This is a genomic window from Bacillus sp. m3-13 (genome assembly GCF_000175075.1).
In the GTDB taxonomy this organism is placed as follows: Bacteria; Bacillota; Bacilli; order Bacillales; family Bacillaceae_I; genus Sutcliffiella_A; species Sutcliffiella_A horikoshii_C.
In genome coordinates this window covers 1-17,500 of the sequence record NZ_ACPC01000001.1, presented here as the reverse complement: position 1 = coordinate 17,500, position 17,500 = coordinate 1, and the positions used below count along the sequence as shown (strand labels likewise).

The 17,500-nt window shown below is 42.6% G+C and carries 14 protein-coding genes, 1 tRNA gene, 2 rRNA genes, 1 other RNA gene, 2 pseudogenes and 1 other annotated feature (1 of these 21 cut by a window edge); of the genes and pseudogenes, 5 read left to right on the top strand and 15 right to left on the bottom strand.

Going from position 1 to position 17,500, the window contains the following annotated elements:
- From M313_RS0100095 to tadA, 8 genes are all read right to left on the bottom strand, one after another.
- Positions 1–533: ribosomal RNA gene (locus tag M313_RS0100095) — 16S ribosomal RNA — on the bottom strand (it extends 1,019 nt beyond the left edge of the window).
- A gap of 361 nt (positions 534–894) precedes the next feature.
- The gene (locus M313_RS0100090) at positions 895–1,158 is read right to left on the bottom strand and encodes a pro-sigmaK processing inhibitor BofA family protein (RefSeq protein WP_010191342.1); all 264 of its coding nucleotides are present in this window, start codon (positions 1,156–1,158) and stop codon (positions 895–897) included.
- A gap of 120 nt (positions 1,159–1,278) precedes the next feature.
- Positions 1,279–1,491: a YaaL family protein gene (locus M313_RS0100085; protein WP_010191340.1), complete on the bottom strand. Its 213-nt coding sequence runs from the start codon at positions 1,489–1,491 to the stop codon at positions 1,279–1,281.
- Positions 1,492–1,549: 58 nt separating this feature from the next.
- Positions 1,550–2,146, bottom strand: coding sequence for a recombination mediator RecR (gene recR / locus M313_RS0100080; RefSeq protein ID WP_010191339.1), 597 nt, complete (start codon positions 2,144–2,146; stop codon positions 1,550–1,552).
- 10 nt (positions 2,147–2,156) lie between these two features.
- Positions 2,157–2,483, bottom strand: a complete 327-nt coding sequence (locus M313_RS0100075; protein ID WP_087942025.1) for a YbaB/EbfC family nucleoid-associated protein — start codon at positions 2,481–2,483, stop codon at positions 2,157–2,159.
- A gap of 39 nt (positions 2,484–2,522) precedes the next feature.
- Positions 2,523–4,214, bottom strand: coding sequence for a DNA polymerase III subunit gamma/tau (gene dnaX / locus M313_RS0100070; protein ID WP_010191335.1), 1,692 nt, complete (start codon positions 4,212–4,214; stop codon positions 2,523–2,525).
- A gap of 307 nt (positions 4,215–4,521) precedes the next feature.
- Positions 4,522–4,786, bottom strand: an RNA gene (ffs, locus tag M313_RS24845) — signal recognition particle sRNA large type.
- Between the two features lie 98 nt (positions 4,787–4,884).
- Positions 4,885–5,370: a tRNA adenosine(34) deaminase TadA gene (gene tadA / locus M313_RS0100065; protein ID WP_010191333.1), complete on the bottom strand. Its 486-nt coding sequence runs from the start codon at positions 5,368–5,370 to the stop codon at positions 4,885–4,887.
- Between the two features lie 84 nt (positions 5,371–5,454).
- On the opposite strand from tadA, the gene M313_RS0100060 reads away from it, so the two are divergent.
- From M313_RS0100060 to M313_RS0100045, 4 genes and pseudogenes are all read left to right on the top strand, one after another.
- Entirely contained in the window at positions 5,455–5,997 is a 543-nt protein-coding gene (locus tag M313_RS0100060; RefSeq protein ID WP_010191331.1) for a cysteine hydrolase family protein, read from the top strand.
- 68 nt (positions 5,998–6,065) lie between these two features.
- The gene (locus M313_RS0100055) at positions 6,066–7,376 is read left to right on the top strand and encodes a glycosyl hydrolase family 18 protein (protein WP_010191329.1); all 1,311 of its coding nucleotides are present in this window, start codon (positions 6,066–6,068) and stop codon (positions 7,374–7,376) included.
- Positions 7,377–7,514: 138 nt separating this feature from the next.
- Positions 7,515–8,155 (top strand): annotated as a pseudogene (locus M313_RS22245) (deoxynucleoside kinase).
- Positions 8,155–8,824: pseudogene (locus M313_RS0100045) on the top strand (deoxynucleoside kinase). The pseudogenes M313_RS22245 and M313_RS0100045 overlap by 1 nt, the downstream one beginning before the upstream one ends.
- Before the next feature lie 366 nt (positions 8,825–9,190).
- Here the strand turns inward: M313_RS0100045 and M313_RS0100040 are convergent.
- From M313_RS0100040 to guaB, 6 genes are all read right to left on the bottom strand, one after another.
- Positions 9,191–9,283: transfer RNA gene (locus tag M313_RS0100040), tRNA-Ser, on the bottom strand.
- A gap of 95 nt (positions 9,284–9,378) precedes the next feature.
- The gene (serS, locus tag M313_RS0100035; RefSeq protein WP_010191325.1) at positions 9,379–10,656 is read right to left on the bottom strand and encodes a serine--tRNA ligase; all 1,278 of its coding nucleotides are present in this window, start codon (positions 10,654–10,656) and stop codon (positions 9,379–9,381) included.
- A gap of 45 nt (positions 10,657–10,701) precedes the next feature.
- Positions 10,702–10,938 (bottom strand) — a binding site (T-box leader).
- A 64-nt stretch (positions 10,939–11,002) separates the two neighbouring features.
- A complete protein-coding gene (pdxT, locus tag M313_RS0100030; RefSeq protein ID WP_010191324.1) occupies positions 11,003–11,578 on the bottom strand; it encodes a pyridoxal 5'-phosphate synthase glutaminase subunit PdxT in 576 nt (191 codons plus the stop codon).
- 18 nt (positions 11,579–11,596) lie between these two features.
- Positions 11,597–12,484 carry a pyridoxal 5'-phosphate synthase lyase subunit PdxS gene (gene pdxS, locus M313_RS0100025; RefSeq protein WP_010191323.1) on the bottom strand — a complete coding sequence of 296 codons (888 nt, stop codon included), beginning with the start codon at positions 12,482–12,484 and terminating at the stop codon, positions 11,597–11,599.
- A 281-nt stretch (positions 12,485–12,765) separates the two neighbouring features.
- On the bottom strand, positions 12,766–14,145 hold the full coding sequence (locus M313_RS0100020; protein WP_010191321.1) for a D-alanyl-D-alanine carboxypeptidase family protein: 1,380 nt from the start codon (positions 14,143–14,145) through the stop codon (positions 12,766–12,768).
- A gap of 127 nt (positions 14,146–14,272) precedes the next feature.
- Positions 14,273–15,736: an IMP dehydrogenase gene (guaB, locus tag M313_RS0100015; protein WP_010191320.1), complete on the bottom strand. Its 1,464-nt coding sequence runs from the start codon at positions 15,734–15,736 to the stop codon at positions 14,273–14,275.
- Between the two features lie 140 nt (positions 15,737–15,876).
- On the opposite strand from guaB, the gene M313_RS0100010 reads away from it, so the two are divergent.
- The gene (locus M313_RS0100010) at positions 15,877–16,845 is read left to right on the top strand and encodes a YaaC family protein (protein WP_010191319.1); all 969 of its coding nucleotides are present in this window, start codon (positions 15,877–15,879) and stop codon (positions 16,843–16,845) included.
- Positions 16,846–17,279: 434 nt separating this feature from the next.
- Here the strand turns inward: M313_RS0100010 and rrf are convergent.
- Positions 17,280–17,396, bottom strand: a 5S ribosomal RNA gene (rrf, locus tag M313_RS0100005).
- Positions 17,397–17,500: the final 104 nt, after the last annotated feature.

Here is a 17,500-nt window from a genome sequence, read left to right as displayed (position 1 = left end):
GCTGCTGGCACGTAGTTAGCCGTGGCTTTCTGGTTAGGTACCGTCAAGGTGCGAGCAGTTACTCTCGCACTTGTTCTTCCCTAACAACAGAGCTTTACGACCCGAAGGCCTTCATCGCTCACGCGGCGTTGCTCCATCAGACTTTCGTCCATTGTGGAAGATTCCCTACTGCTGCCTCCCGTAGGAGTCTGGGCCGTGTCTCAGTCCCAGTGTGGCCGATCACCCTCTCAGGTCGGCTACGCATCGTCGCCTTGGTGAGCCATTACCTCACCAACTAGCTAATGCGCCGCGGGCCCATCTGTAAGTGATAGCCGAAACCATCTTTCAATAAAGAACCAGGAGGTTCCTTATATTATCCGGTATTAGCTCCGGTTTCCCGAAGTTATCCCAGTCTTACAGGCAGGTTGCCCACGTGTTACTCACCCGTCCGCCGCTGACCTTTCAAAAGCAAGCTTTTAAAAGGTCCGCTCGACTTGCATGTATTAGGCACGCCGCCAGCGTTCGTCCTGAGCCAGGATCAAACTCTCCAATAAAGAGTCTGAGCTTTTGCTCAAAATTTGCTAGCTTGTGTTACTTAAAATCATTTTGTCGTGTTCCGTAGAACCGACGTTATGACGCTGTTGTTTTGTTTAGTTTTCAAAGAACTCTTTTTGGCCGTTCTCTCGAAGCGACTTTATTATCTTATCACATACTTCCGAATGAAGTCAACAACTTTTTAAAAGTTATTTTCAATCCATGTATGCGGTCGTTTGTGACAACGAAATCTAATATACCATTTTTAATAAAGGTAAGTCAACGAAAAAAAAACAAAAAAACCTCCTTTTTTATAGGAGGGCGGTTTTATCAGGTTATAAGACTTAAACCGTCACTAAAAAAACAGTCTAACTTTCCTTCTTATAATATATACATTTGAATGATCACCAATGATACGACGCCCGGTATCCCCAGCAGACCTGAGACTGCAGCGGTAGCAGGATTGATTGGTACATAAATCCCCATCGAGTTTCCGAATGCATTTAAAAAGAATAGAAAGAGTGCACCGATCATTACTTTTATAAGCGCCTGTCCTGCAAAGCGCAACGGTTTTATTGGTGTACCCACCAACAGAACAAGCAGGATCAACCCGCATATCAAACCTATTACAAGTAACGGTTCCATCATAATCCCTCCTCTTGCCAGCTTGTACTAAACTATATGAATGTTAGAGGAGATTAAGAACTCGCTACTTTAATAACAGGATTTTGAATGCATAAAAAAAGCAGCTAAGGAAATCCCCAGCTACTTCTTTACCATACGAGTTCGGACTTCCCTTAATAGGAAGAGATACTTTGCTTCTGCAACTTTCAATTGGCAGATGACTTCTTCTGAAGGATCGACACTTTTATCTACCAAACTTTTTTGTTTGGCCCAGCGATTCTTACAGTCTTCCGTTGTTTCCATCAATTTGGCATCATATTGTTTTTTTAAGCGGTCTTTTTTTCGAAAAAACATAGGTTATGATAACCCCTTTGTCTGAGATCATGAATCGTTTTCTTACATTTAACTTACCTTATATTTCTCTTCTGCCTTCAAGGGCTTTGGATAACGTTACCTCATCTGCATATTCTAGATCTCCTCCAACAGGAAGTCCATGAGCAATACGGGTCATTTTTATTCCGGATGGCTTTAGTAGTCTAGAAATATACATCGCGGTTGCTTCGCCTTCAATGTTAGGGTTAGTTGCAAGGATAAGTTCCTGCACTTCATCGTCTTGCAATCGTTTAATAAGTTCCGGTATTTTGATATCCTCCGGACCGATTCCATCCATTGGGGATATTGCTCCGTGAAGGACATGATAAAGACCATTATAGTCCCGCATCTTTTCCATCGCGATAACATCTTTTGTTTCCTGTACCACGCAGATGATGGTTCTGTCTCTTCTATTATCCTCACATATATAGCAAGGATCTCTATCGGTGATATGTCCGCATACAGAACAATAGGAAAGGTTTCTCTTTGCATTTACTAATGCTTTCGCAAAGTCCAATACGGTATCTTCTTTCATGTTAAGTACGAAAAAAGCCAGACGAGCGGCCGTTTTCGGGCCGATACCTGGCAATTTCATAAAGCTGTCAATCAGCTTTGATATAGGCTCAGGATAATGCATAAAGGTCCTCCTAGAATAGTCCTGGCATGTTTAACCCTTTAGTGAACTGGCCCATTGTATCGTTTGTCAGCTCTTCCATTTTCTTAAGGGCATCGTTTGTTGCAGCAAGAACTAAGTCTTGTAGCATTTCGATATCTTCCGGGTCTACTACTTCTTCCTTAATATTCACTTCAATGATTTCTTTTTGACCATTGACTACAACTGTGACCATTCCACCGCCAGCAGTTCCTTCCATTGTCTTTTCAGCTAACTCTTCCTGTGCTTTCGCCATATCTTTTTGCATCTTTTGCATTTGTTTCATCATTTTTTGCATGTTACCCATTCCGCCGCCACGCATCATAATAAATTCCTCCTAATATCTTTTTATTATTGTTTATTATTCTTTAATTTCTACAAGATCGGGGCCGACCAGTTTCTTCGCTTCTTCAATGAACGGGTCATCTTGCGTTTCGCTGCCCTCTTCATCATTTTTTTGTCCGCGAATAAAGCCTTCTCGGATCTTCAGCCATTCTTCTTCGGGAACGGCAAGCATGTCATATGATTTTCCGGTAAGATCCAGGATAATTTGTTCCAGGTTTTGCTTAACCGGTTCATCTGATGCCATCTTGCAATGTATCTCATATTTAAACTTTAACACAAAAGCACTGCTTGCTGCAGCTACAGGTTCACTGTCCGTCAATAATGCAGCATGAGATACTTTATTTTGCTTGCGAAGTGCTTCAAGCAATTGTGCCCAGCTGCCTTTAATGCTTTCCAAGTCACCTCTTGTTGCCTGCTTCAGCACTTCCTGGATTCGACCTGTCGCGGGCTTGAAGCCATTTCTAGAGCCTCCCCCACTTCTTGCAGGGGCCTTACTTGGTGCATTTGCTTTTGCCGCTCCCCCTACATTACCTGCTGCAAGCTCTTTTACTTTACTTTCGAGCATAGCAATCTTCTTTTGCAAAAGATTTACCTGGTCTTGATTCGCCGATTCCTTCGCTTGGGCTTCTAGCTGACAAAGCTTCACAATCGCCACTTCTAGGTAAATACGCGGATGGTTCGTCCACTTCATTTCCTGCTGGCTTTTATTCAGGATATCAATCGTCTCATAGATAGTTTCTGCAGGTATTTCTTCTGCAAACCGTTGAAAGGCTTCGTCCACTTGTACCCTGTCCAAAATTTGTTCCAAGTTTGGTGCCGTTTTATATAAAAGCATGTCCCGGTAATAGAAGATAAGATCTTCCAAAAACCTTGCGGGATCTTTACCTGATTGGAAAACCTGATTCAGAGAATCCAACGCTTGGGCGACATTTTTGTGATACAGGCCGTTTACGATATCTGTCATAAAGCTTTGTGAGACAGATCCCGTTATGGCTAGTGCATCCTGGACAGTTAACAAACCGTTACTGAAGGAGATGGCCTGATCCATCAAACTGAGGGCATCTCGCATCCCGCCTTCAGCCGCTCGGGCAATAATCGCCAATGCTTGGGGCTCTGCCTCTATTTCTTGAGCCTGTAAAACAGTAGCCAGCCTACCGACAATAGACTCACCCGTAATCCTTTTAAAATCAAATCGCTGACAACGCGAGATGATGGTAAGCGGAATCTTATGGGGTTCGGTTGTAGCCAAAATAAAGATAACGTGTTTTGGTGGTTCTTCTAACGTTTTAAGTAACGCGTTGAATGCACCGATGGAAAGCATATGTACTTCATCTATAATATAGACTTTATATTTTACGGAACTTGGAGCATATTTGACTTTGTCGCGGATGTCCCGGATCTCGTCTACACCATTATTAGAGGCTGCATCTATTTCGATGACATCTGAAATGGAACCGTCTGTAATTCCTTTACAGGCGGAACATTCGTTGCATGGTTCTGCAACTGGTGCATGTTCGCAATTGACTGCTTTTGCTAGTATTTTTGCCGCACTTGTTTTTCCTGTTCCTCTTGGACCGGAGAACAAGTAGGCGTGAGAAAACTTCTGTTGAAGCAGGGCGTTTTGTAAGGTTTTGGTTATATGTTCTTGTCCCACGACATCTGCAAAGGTTTGTGGTCTAAAAACACGATATAAAGCTTGATATGCCACCAATATGCCCTCCTTCTTTTTTATCCTCTTTCATTATACCGTATGGCTTGTGGAAAATAAAATGTTTGTTCCATGTCTATCATTTTTAATTCGCTGTATAGATTGACCGTTCCTTTCCTCTGCAGGCACTCGCTTTCCGCGGGGCGGTGCTTGAGCCTCCTCGGCTTCGCCTGTGGGGTCTCAACCTACCGCTACCTCCCGCCGGAGTCGAGTGCCTTCCGCTCCAATCGACTAGTCTGTTTAACATTTAAATATGAAAAAACTCACCCCGGAAACCGAAGTGAGTTTGAACTGTATTATTAAACTGCCGTGCACCTTCTGTCGATTAGTCACCATAAGCGTTACTCAAGCAGTTAGCTCGACCCAGGCAACCCTGCGGCACATGAGAGAGTCCGCTTAATGCTGCTTCCTTCCGGACCTGACATGGTTCACGGGTTCCCATTGCGCAGGACCCAGGTGTCAACACCACTTACTTGAGGCAGACCCTACAGTCTACTAACCTCGAGAAGGGATTCAGCCTCGCTAGAGCGGATTGCGAGTTCAGGGCACCGCTACCTCCCCGCTTAGCACGACAAAATTAAAACCATAAGTTGGTTGCGTCATTAACTCAACGCATAATTTAGTATAACGGGTAAGAGTGAAAAATGCAACCGTCTACTCCTGTAAATTATTAGGAGTTTGATTCACGGAGTTTCTTCTCTTTTTTCTGCTGACGAAGTTTCCTGAAAAAGGAGGACAGCAATTCCCCACATTCTTCTTCCATTATACCACTTACTACTTCTGTCTGGTGGTTAAATCGAGAATCTTGCAAGATGTTCATTAGCGTACCTGCACAACCCGCTTTTGGATCCTTGGCACCATATACTACTTTCATAATGCGAGATTGGATGATCGCTCCGGCACACATGGGACATGGTTCCAATGTTACATATAAAGTGGCTTCTTCTAATCTCCATGTTTGCAAAGCTTCACACGCTTGATCAATGACCATTATTTCTGCGTGGGTAATGGACCTTTGAGTGGTCTCCCGTAGGTTATATCCTTTAGAGATAACTTTACCATCATGCACAAGTACGGCACCAATTGGTACTTCCTTTAGCGCCTCCGCTTTTTTCGCCTCTTCTATCGCCAACTTCATAAAATGTTCATCTTGCATTTTAGACCTTTCCCTTCTTTTCCTTGCATATTTATATTCTCCACCTCTTTTCCATAGACTAACCTCCAGAGGTGATTTTACATAATGAAACAAACGGCTCTATTAATTATCGATATCATCAATGATTTTCAGTTCAAACACGGAAGCATCCTTGCAGAAAAAACAACCAAGATTGTCCCAAATATTAAAGAAATCAAGGAAGTCATGCATAAGGAAGGACTTCCCGTTATCTATATTAATGACCATTATAACTTATGGCAGGCCGATTACGACAAAATCATGGATAAATGCAAAAACAAATGGAGCGATCCGATCATGAAGGCATTGTATCCTTGCGGTGACGACTTTTTCCTCATCAAGCCAAAGCATTCGGCTTTCTACGGGACGGCATTGCATACCTTGCTCTCTCAACTTCATGTTAAGAAACTTATCCTTACAGGACTTGCAGGGAATATATGTGTTCTGTTCACGGCAAATGACGCCTATATGCGGGAGTTTGAGTTAGTAATACCAAGTGATGCAATAGCTTCTGCAGATGATGACGACCATAAGTACGCATTACGCATGATGGAAAATGTACTAAAGGCCGATGTCCGTCCAACAGAGAAGTTTCTAAGTCAACAGTAAGGTTGCTTGCATGAATCCCCTGACCCGTTCATACATTGGTAAAGGATAATGAATAGGAGGGACGAACCATGCAAATACATGTCGTAAGCCAAGGACAGTCGCTAAGCGGGATTGCACAGGCATATGCTACAACCCCACAGGATATTATAGAAGCCAATGATCTTCCCAACCCCGACAGGCTCGTTGTCGGCCAGGCACTGGTGATCCCCATTGTGGGGCGTTTTTATTTTGTCCAACAGGGAGATACGATTTTTTCCATAGCCAGAAAATATAACATCACACCTGAACAGTTAATTGATATAAACCAATTAAATCCTGCTGCTCCTTTACGAGTGGGGCTACGTCTTTATATTCCACCACAACCAAAACGAGAAGCGGAAATCAATGCTTATGTGGAGCCTCGCGGAAACACTGTATCACAAGAACTCCAACAGAGCTCGCGTAATGCCGCTCCTTATTTAACCTACCTCGCACCATTCAGTTTTCAGGTATTGCGAGATGGTTCATTAAAGGAACCGCCGTTGACAAATCTGCCTGCCATCGCTGCAGAAGACAATGTCATCTTAATGATGGTGCTTACCAATTTAGAAGAGGATGGTTTCAGTGACGAACTTGGCCGCATCATCCTGACAGACATGCAGGTTCAAAACAAATTCCTGGATAACATCGTTGCCACTGCCAAAAAATATAACTTCAAAGATATCCATTTTGACTTTGAATATTTACGACCGGCAGACAAAGAAGCCTACAATACATTTTTAAGAAAGGCACGGGATCGGTTTAAAAAGGAAGGATGGCTTATCTCCACCGCCCTAGCTCCGAAAACAAAGGCCGACCAAAAAGGAAAGTGGTATGAAGCCCATGACTACAAAACACACGGCGAAATTGTTGATTTTGTCGTCATTATGACCTATGAGTGGGGATATAGCGGGGGTCCACCGATGGCAGTCTCTCCGATTGGTCCTGTCCGAGAAGTATTAGAGTACGCCATTACGGAAATGCCGAGTGAAAAAATTATGATGGGGCAAAATCTCTATGGATATGACTGGACGCTTCCCTTTGTCCAAGGCGGAGAATTTGCTAAAGCGATAAGCCCGCAGGCAGCCATAGAACTTGCAGCCAACAACAATGTTGCTATTTCTTACGATGAAGAGGCACAGGCGCCCACCTTCAAATACAGTAAGGACGGCAAAGAGCACGAAGTCTGGTTTGAAGACGCACGGTCCATACAAGCAAAATTTGACCTCATAAAAGAACTTAACTTACGCGGTATCAGCTATTGGAAGCTCGGCTTGCCTTTCCCGCAAAACTGGCTTCTGATCACCGATAACTTCAACGTCGTCAAAAATCCAACCGAACGTTACTATTACTACTACTAAGGACTGGGGAAACCCCCAGTCCTTCTCTCTCTCCATTCTCCCTCAAATTGTTCCTCCACAACCCCCATATCTATGATAGAATACTTATTGTCTGTCAAAATATTGATGTAGTCACACGCTTATAAAGGGGGCATCCTGGTGCAAGCAACACCATTTATAACAGTTGAAGGACCCATTGGTGTTGGAAAGACCTCACTTGCAAAAAAAATTGCAGAAGAGTTCCAATATCAATTATTAAAAGAAATAGTAGACGAAAATCCTTTCCTAGGAAAATTCTACGAAAACATCGACGAGTGGAGTTTTCAAACGGAAATGTTTTTCCTATGCAATAGATACAAACAACTCGAAGACATCGATCAGCATCACCTAAAGCAACATAAACCGGTAATAGCTGATTATCATATCCTAAAAAACCTTATTTTCGCTAAACGCACACTAAAGGACAAGCAGTACGATAAATACCTTAGAATCTACGATATTCTAACAGAAGACATGCCAAGACCAAATGTCATCATTTATTTAAATGCAAGTCTGGACACTCTACTAACGAGAATTGAAAAGCGTGGCCGTGATATCGAAAAGAAAAATTGATCCGCTATACCTTCAACAGCTAAGTCTTGATTATGATGAAGAAATGGATCGTCTCGAAGAACAATACCCCTTCCCTGCCGATCCTGCGCTTTAACGGAGACGAGGTTGACTTTGTACAACGAGATGAAGACCTACAGCGTATCTTCCAACAGTTGAAAGATACCTTGAATAAAGGAGTTAACGTATAATGAATTTACGTCAAAAATAACGGCATCCCTTCTAACGCAGTCATTACGATTGCCGGAACAGTGGGAGTCGGTAAATCTACGATGACGAATGCATTGGCAAATGCCCTTGGATTTCGTACATCTTTTGAAAAAGTAGACACCAACCCATACTTAGATAAGTTTTATGCAGATTTCGAGCGTTGGAGCTTTCATTTACAAATTTACTTTCTGGCAGAACGATTTAAAGACCAGAAAAAAATCTTTGAATATGGCGGCGGCTTTATTCAAGACCGCTCCATCTACGAAGACACCGGCATCTTTGCCAACATGCATTATGAAAAGGGCACGATGACACAGGTCGACTATGACACATACACCAGCCTGTTTGAAGCAATGGTGATGACACCTTACTTCCCGCATCCTGACCTTTTGATTTACCTAGAAGGAAGCTTGGATGATATCCTTGGCCGCATCCAAGAACGCGGGCGCCCAATGGAACAGCAGACTCCGATCTCCTACTGGGAAGAAATGCATGAGCGCTACGAGCGATGGATCAACAACTTCCACGCATGCCCGGTACTCCGCTTGAACATCAACGAATACGATGTGCTAAGCAATGGAGATTCCATCGAGCCAATTATCGAGAAGATTTCCCATCACATGAAGCAATCACAGTTACTAAAAAAATAAACGACACTAACAAAAGACCGAGGCTATGTAGCCCCGGTCTTTTTTGTAAACTCTAGTTAGATGAAAATATCTGTTGATTGAAGTGGAAGGTGCGCAGACTCCCGCGGGAGGAAGGGACAGGGGAGACCCCGCAGGCTTGCCGAGGAGGCTCCCGGACCGCCCGCAGGAAAGCGAAGCACCTGCAACGGAAATCAACCGTTTATAACTTTTTTCAAAAAAAAATAAGCCACCCTAATTGGGCAGCTTACAGATTGCCAAATAGATGACGTCGCTTCATCTCAGGCAATAAAAAAGTCGTTACTTCTCCATAATGTAACGAACATACTCCAGTTTATGCGCTATCGGTAAAACATTCTTTAAAATCAATGGAGGAGGAAGAGGGATTCGAACCCCCGCGGGCTTTGACACCCCTGTCGGTTTTCAAGACCGATCCCTTCAGCCAGACTTGGGTATTCCTCCGTATGACAAAGAGTAATATATCATATTTTCGAAAAGGATGTCAACAAGATACAAGAGAAGGATAGAGATTTTTCACTCTATCCTTCCTTTGTTCACTATTTAGTCAAAATTTCTTTGCCACCCATATATGGGCGCAATACTTCAGGAATGATGACAGAACCGTCTTCTTGTTGATAGTTTTCCAAAATCGCCGCCACCGTACGGCCAACCGCAAGTCCTGATCCATTTAGCGTATGCACATGTTCTGGTTTAGCTTTTGGATCGCGACGGAAACGGATGCCTGCACGGCGTGCCTGGAAGCTCTCGAAATTACTGCAAGAAGAAATCTCGCGGTACGTTTCCTGACTCGGGATCCATACTTCGATGTCATATTTCTTGGCTGCTGTAAAGCCAAGATCTGCTGTACACATACTCAACACGCGGTATGGAAGTCCCAGCAGTTGCAATACTTTTTCCGCATTGCCAGTCAATTTCTCCAACTCTTCATAAGATTCTTCTGGTTTTACAAATTTCACGAGCTCTACTTTATTGAATTGATGCTGACGAATCAACCCACGAGTGTCACGACCTGCAGATCCAGCCTCAGAGCGGAAGCAAGCACTAAATGCCGCATAATTGATTGGCAATTGATCGCCACTTAAGATCTCATCGCGGTGCATATTCGTAATTGGAACCTCTGCTGTCGGAACCAAGAAGTAATCTTCTTTTTCAATTAAGAATGCATCTTCTTCAAACTTAGGAAGCTGTCCTGTACCAGTCATGCTCGCACGGTTTACCAAGTACGGCGGTAACACTTCAGTGTACCCATGCTCATCTACATGTAAATCTAACATGAAGTTGAATAATGCTCTCTCAAGTCTCGCACCTAAGCCACGGTAGAAAACAAAACGGCTGCCGGTAACCTTACCCGCTCGTTCAAAATCTATGACGCCAAGCTCATCCGCAATATCCCAGTGCGCTTTTGCTTCAAATCCGAACGTTGGAACCTCTCCCCATTTACGAACCTCTACATTGTCGTCCTCTGTTTCTCCAACAGGAACACTTTCATGAGGGATATTAGGGATAGATAAAAGTAACAGTTCAAGTGCTTCCTCTACTCCTCTTAACTCATCATCGAATTCCTTTACTTTGTCTCCTACTTCACGCATTTCCTTGATCAGGTGATCTGCATCCTGCTTTTCACGTTTCATGACAGCAATTTGTTGAGAAACCTCATTACGCTTACTTTTCAATTGCTCTGTTTGAACAAGAAGGTCCCTTCTTCTAGCATCCAGCTCCTCAAAGCGGTCCAAGTCTGACAAATCTTCCCCTCTATGCTGAAGCTTCCCCTTTATCTCCTCAAAATTTCCACGCAATAACTTCATATCTAACATGTCTTTTTCCTCCTTTTTTTGAACGCAAAAAACTCCCGTCCCCTAAATAGGGACGAGAGTTATATTCCCGTGTTGCCACCCTTGTTGAAAAAGACCAAACGCCTTCTCCCACTTCATTCGATAACGGTAATAATCTTACCGAATTGACTTACTATGCCTGTTAGAGGCAATTCGGCCAAGTGCTCAAGGATGGATTCGCAAATGTCATACATCGGTTCTCACCAACCACCGATTCTCTTAAAGTATGAGCAACCTGCTACTTTTTCCTATCAACGCTTTAACAATATTTTCTTATTAGATAATCTACTACAAGTTTCTCATACTTGCAATAGTTTTATACCCAAATTTATTTGGACTCTTTCACCATATTCACGAAATACTGTGTAATACGGTGGTCATCCGTCAATTCTGGATGGAACGAGCAACCTAGGAACTGTCCTTGACGAGCAGCTACGATACGGCCGTTATGTTTGCAAAGTACCTCCACATCTTCTCCCACTTCCACAATATGCGGAGCACGGATGAAGACGCCAACGAAATCTTCTGCAATCCCTGCAATATCAAGTTCTGCTTCAAAGCTGTCCACCTGGCGTCCAAATGAGTTACGCTCTACCTTCGCATCCATAAATGCCAAGTGCGGCTCATCATAGCCAACAATTTCATTTGCAATCAATATCAGTCCGGCACATGTACCAAAAACAGGCTTGCCGCTTGCACCGAATTCGCGCAATGGCTCCATGAAAGAATACTTATCAATCAGTCGGCGCATCGTCGTGCTTTCGCCTCCCGGTATAATCAGGCCGTCTATTTCAAAAAGCTGTTCTGCTCTTTTGACTACTACTGCTTCTGCTCCAGATGCTTCGATGGATCTAACATGCTCCCGAACCGCACCTTGAAGTCCTAAGACCCCAACTTTCACCATACGTTAAAACTCCTTTACTTACCAGCCACGCTCTTGCATGCGGTTTTCAGGTAATAATGTAGAGATTTCAATCCCCTTCATCGCTGTACCTAATCCTTTGGACAGGCTTGCAATTAGTTCATAGTCTTGGTAGTGAGTTGTCGCTTCTACGATTGCACGAGCAAATTTCGCAGGGTTTTCGGATTTGAAGATCCCAGATCCAACAAATACCCCGTCAGAACCCAATTGCATCATTAACGCTGCATCAGCTGGAGTTGCAATTCCGCCTGCTGCGAAGTTTACTACCGGAAGTTTACCAGTACGCTTGATTTCAAGAAGCAACTCAAAAGGAGCACCTAATAGTTTTGCTTCTGTCATCAATTCATCTTCATTCATTCCAACCACTTTGCGAACTTGTGCGTTCACTTTACGGATGTGACGAACCGCTTCCACGATGTTTCCTGTTCCTGGCTCCCCTTTAGTACGAAGCATAGATGCACCTTCACCAATACGGCGTGCAGCTTCTCCAAGATCACGGCAACCACATACGAATGGTACTTTGTATTGACGCTTGTCTAAGTGATACTCCTCATCCGCTGGAGTCAATACTTCACTCTCATCGATGTAATCCACACCCATTGCTTCCAATACGCGAGCTTCTACGATATGGCCAATACGAGCTTTCGCCATTACCGGGATGGATACAGCTTTCATTACTTCTTCCACAATCGTTGGATCTGCCATGCGGGCAACTCCACCAGCTGCACGGATATCAGCAGGAACACGCTCTAATGCCATTACAGCAACTGCACCAGCTTCTTCTGCAATTTTCGCCTGCTCAGCGTTGACAACGTCCATGATAACGCCGCCCTTTTGCATTTCCGCCATTCCACGTTTTACACGATCTGTACCTGTTTGATGTGTCATCGATAAGTCCCCCTATATGTATAAAATATTTTTTCATAAAATGGAGCAAGTCCATATAATTTACTAACACGCTCTTTATTTTACCTTAAATTTTAGAAAAATCCTAATAAAATATCGAAAGATTACCCTGCCACTATTTAGAAAGATTCGGCTTTTGTGAAACATTTTATTTTAAAGTAGTATTTCCCCGATAAATGAAATTACGCGTAAGTCATCTATAAGGAAAATGCCTGAAAGTCCATCCTCTGTGGAGATGGGCCTTCAAGCATTATTAATTCTTATTAAAATAATCCTTTAATTGCTCCAGCAACTGTGAACCAAAGATCGGAAAAGAATCCGCCAACTGCACGCATGGATAATACAAACCAGTTTGCTTTTTCCACGCCTTCTTTTGTTACCAATTCAACTGTTGCACCTTCTTGTTCGTTACCGAAAAGATAGCCGTAATCTTGGCCGCCTTCTTGAGTAACTGTCATTACACCAACGCTATCTCCTTCTTTTACCGGAGCTGTTAATTCTCCTTCTTCGTTCAGAAGCTTTTCGTTGATTTCAAATTGAGGTTTAAAGTTATCTTTATTGCCATCTTTGACAAGTGTCTTGAATGGTTCTTTTGTCTGAATTTCTACACTGTCTTCTTTCCCTTTTGTTACAGGAAGAATGGACTCGCCTTCCATTTGGTACTCGCCAGGAAACAATTCTTCTACAGAGTAACTACCGAATGCATGAGTCATTAATTTTTTCGTTTCAATAAAACGGGAAATCTCAGTGGAGACACCTTCATCATTTGTTGTGTTCATTACGACCGAAATTACTCTCATTCCGTCTCTTTCAGCAGTACCGGTGAAGTTGAACCCTGCTGCATCTGTAGAACCAGTTTTCAATCCGTCTATTCCTTCAAATTGCACCTTTAACTCTTCTGTGAATAACATTTTATTCCAGTTCGGCATATCTATCGCATCAGGCGTACCTTCTCTGAAAACCTTGAATGGAATGCTTGCTGTATCCAAAATTTCAGGATAATCAGTTAGTAGGCGGTGTGCTAATCTTGCAGTGTCTTTAGCGGAAAGAGTCGTTTCTTCATTAGCATCCGTTCCTTCAGGGTGCATCGGAACTCCACCTACTGCTAGGTCTTCATTGTTTAATCCTGTAGAGTTAACGAAGTTGTAATTCTCTAATCCTATTTCTTCCGCTTTCGCATTCATCATTTCTACAAATTTCGTTTCTGAACCTGCAATAGCCTCAGCCAGTGCAATGGTAGCTCCGTTTGCAGAATAGATTGCCATCGCCTCATAGAGTTCTTTAATTGTGTAAGGTTCTTGCTTTCTCATAGGAACATTGGATAGCTCAGGATACTTTTGAGATATCGCTTGTGCATAGTCACTTAGAATCACTTCTTTTGACCAATCTAATTTTCCATCTTCAATTGCTTCAAGAAGTAAATATTCCGTCATCATCTTTGTCATACTTGCAACAGGAAGTGCCTCATCTACGTTTTTTTGATAGATGATTTTCCCTGTACTAAATTCTATTAATATAGCAGCTTTCGCATTTATATTCAGGAAATCATTTTCTTCTGCTTGAGCAGATTTACCAGGAAATATTGAAACCATAAGCGTAAGTACTAATAAACCAACGAACAATTGTTTAAAGCTTCTTTTCACCTTGTCTTACCTCCAGATTTTTTTCACATAGTCGTTATTTTATCACACTATGTCCAAAAAAAATAGACAGAGAAAGACCACTTCTTTCCCTGTCTGTTTATAAGACTAAATTCCTATGACAACATATTTAAACGGAATAGTTAGGGGATTCTTTCGTGATTTGCACATCATGCGGGTGGCTTTCACGAAGCCCGGCACCTGTCATTTTCACAAATTGTGCATCTTCTCTTAATGCTTGTAAGTCTTTTGTACCGCAATACCCCATGCCGGACCGCAGACCGCCCACCATTTGGTAAATAGTGTCTGCAACAGGTCCTTTATAAGGAATGCGTCCTTCAATACCTTCTGGTACAAACTTTTTATTATCTTCTTGGAAATAACGATCTTTACTACCTTTTTCCATTGCACCAACAGACCCCATGCCGCGGTACACTTTAAAGCGTCTGCCTTGGAAAATTTCTGTCTCCCCAGGGCTTTCGGATGTACCACCCAACATACTGCCTAGCATTACGGCATGTCCACCAGCAGCAAGTGCTTTGACAATGTCACCGGAATACTTGATTCCACCATCTGCAATGACGGATACTCCAAGCTTGCGTGCCTCAGTTGCACAATCATATACTGCTGTGATCTGCGGCACGCCTACACCGGCAACGACTCGTGTTGTACAAATGGAGCCCGGTCCGATACCGACCTTTACTACATTTGCACCAGCTGCCACCAAATCTCGTGTCGCTTCTGCTGTTGCAACATTCCCAGCGATGATGTTCAAGTTAGGATACTTATCTCTAATTTTTCTCACCGTATCCAGTACCCCTTGAGAATGGCCATGTGCTGTATCCACTACAATAGCATCCACGCTTTTTTCGACCAACTTCTCAACGCGAAGCATCGTATCTCCCGTAACACCCACAGCAGCACCTACAAGCAAACGCCCTTGGTTATCTTTAGCAGAGTGGGGGAATTCAATTACTTTCTCTATATCTTTAATGGTAATAAGTCCTTTTAATACGCCAGCTTCATCCACAAGAGGAAGCTTTTCAATCTTGTACTTCTGTAAAATACTCTCTGCTTCTTCTAATGTGGTTCCTACAGAAGCAGTTACGAGGTTTTCTTTTGTCATGACATCTGAAATGGGAATCGAGAAATCCTGAATGAATCGAAGATCACGGTTTGTCAAAATACCAACCAATTTAAGTTCTTCGTTGTTATTGACGATAGGAACTCCAGATATTCTGTATTTCCCCATTAGGTGTTCCGCATCAAATACTTGATGTTCAGGAGTTAAGAAGAACGGATCCGTAATAACGCCACGCTCAGAACGCTTCACCTTATCCACTTGCTCTGCCTGCTGTTCAATGGACATATTCTTGTGAATAATACCTAAGCCTCCTTGGCGTGCCATTGCAATCGCCATCTCTGCTTCTGTCACTGTATCCATCCCAGCACTGATAATCGGAATGTTTAATTGCAATGTTTCCGTCAACTTCACTTTCAAATCTACATCCCTTGGTAATACCTCAGACTTGGATGGAACCAAAAGAACATCATCAAATGTTAAGCCTTCTTTAGCAAATTTATTTTCCCACATGACAAAATTTTCCCCCTTCTTATTCTCGATAATATTTATAGTAGAGTATCAAGTGGACAAAATACTGTCAAGGACAGTAACATAAGTTTATTTTTTCTAATTATTCTAACTATAATATTTCCTATGAGGACGTGGATTTATTGACAGCGCCATACTTACATTTATTTTACCCATTTCAATCGGTGGAAACCGCCCAGAAACTGCTAAAGTCCAGTTACCAAAGACAACAAATTGAACAATTTGAACAAAAAAGCTACAACAATGCTTATAGCTTTATTTACTATGTGGAACATGGACTGACCTACCTTCAGCAATCCAATAATACGCCTACTTCCATCAAACCCGTTCTCATGTTTTACGGAATGGTTCAATTAATCAAAGCCTGTTTGTTAACGGTTGATCCTTCCTATCCAGAATCTACATCTGTATTGGCACATGGGGTTTCCACAAGAAAACGGAAGAAACAAAGCTATGAATTTTTACAAGATGAAGTGAAAGTCCAGAAAAACGGCCTCTTTTCGCACTTTAGCGACAAAATGTTCCATGTGAAACAAATAGAAGGAACAAAGTACTCCATGCGGGATTTGCTATTCTCCATTCCTGAACTAGAAACAAGCATTAAAATCACTAAAAATAAAACTCCATTTTTATTAGTGGGGAAAGTTGGAGATAGCGTTATACAAGTGCCACAAACTATTTTAGATGATTACAAAATGACAAAAGACCGCTTCATTCAGCACTTCCAAAAACAGACTTCCTTTGTTTTTAACTCCGTAAAAGACGATGCTATTCTCTTTAACGAGGCTGAAAACAATAGACATTGCCAATACTCACCACTGTTATATAACCATGAAAAGTGTGCCCTATATATCCCAAGGAAAAAAGAACAGTTAACCTTTTTCCCGGAAATACTCTCACATTATCTGTTGTTATATAACTTAAGCATGATCTGTCGGTATGAAACAGAGTGGTGGGGCGAGCTGCTGCATACTTTCAACAGTAGTGATTTATCTCTCATTAACCATTTTCTGAATGTCGCGTCTGTAAAAATTCCTTTTTATTTGCATGGGTATTTGTTGAGTACTTTTGAAATTGATAGGGGGGTATAGGGGGCATAGGGGGTACTGGGACGGTTTGCAGGTGGTATGGGAGGGAGACTGGTTGCCACTAGCTAAAAAACTTAATTTAATTAATTGATTATTCATGCTCAACGGTGACAAAGTTATCTTAGTTTCTTGATTTATGACGGCGTTCTCGTTCTACGGTGACAGAACTTCCTGCTTCTACGCTGTTTTGGCACCGTTCCGCCTCTACGATGACAGAACTCTCTCCTCTTTCTCTGGTTTGGCACCATTCCGCCCCTACGATGACAGAACTCTCTCCTCTTCCTCTGGTTTGGCACCGTTCCGCCCCTACGATGACAGAACTACCTTTTCCCCAAGGATTCTGGCATTGTTCCGCCCCCGACTAAATCAAAACCAAATCAAAAAACACACAAAAAAAACAGCGCCTAAATGAATAAGCACTGGTTTTCCTTAAATTTGCCTGGCAACGTCCTACTCTCACAGGGGGAGATCCCCCAACTACCATCGGCGCTGAAGAGCTTAACTTCCGTGTTCGGTATGGGAACGGGTGTGACCTCTTCGCCATCATTACCAGACATATTCAGTTGAAGGTTGATCCTTCAAAACTAGATAATGTGTTCTATCAAGATATTCCTATCGTTCACTTATTTCGATACTTATTTGGGTTAAGTCCTCGATC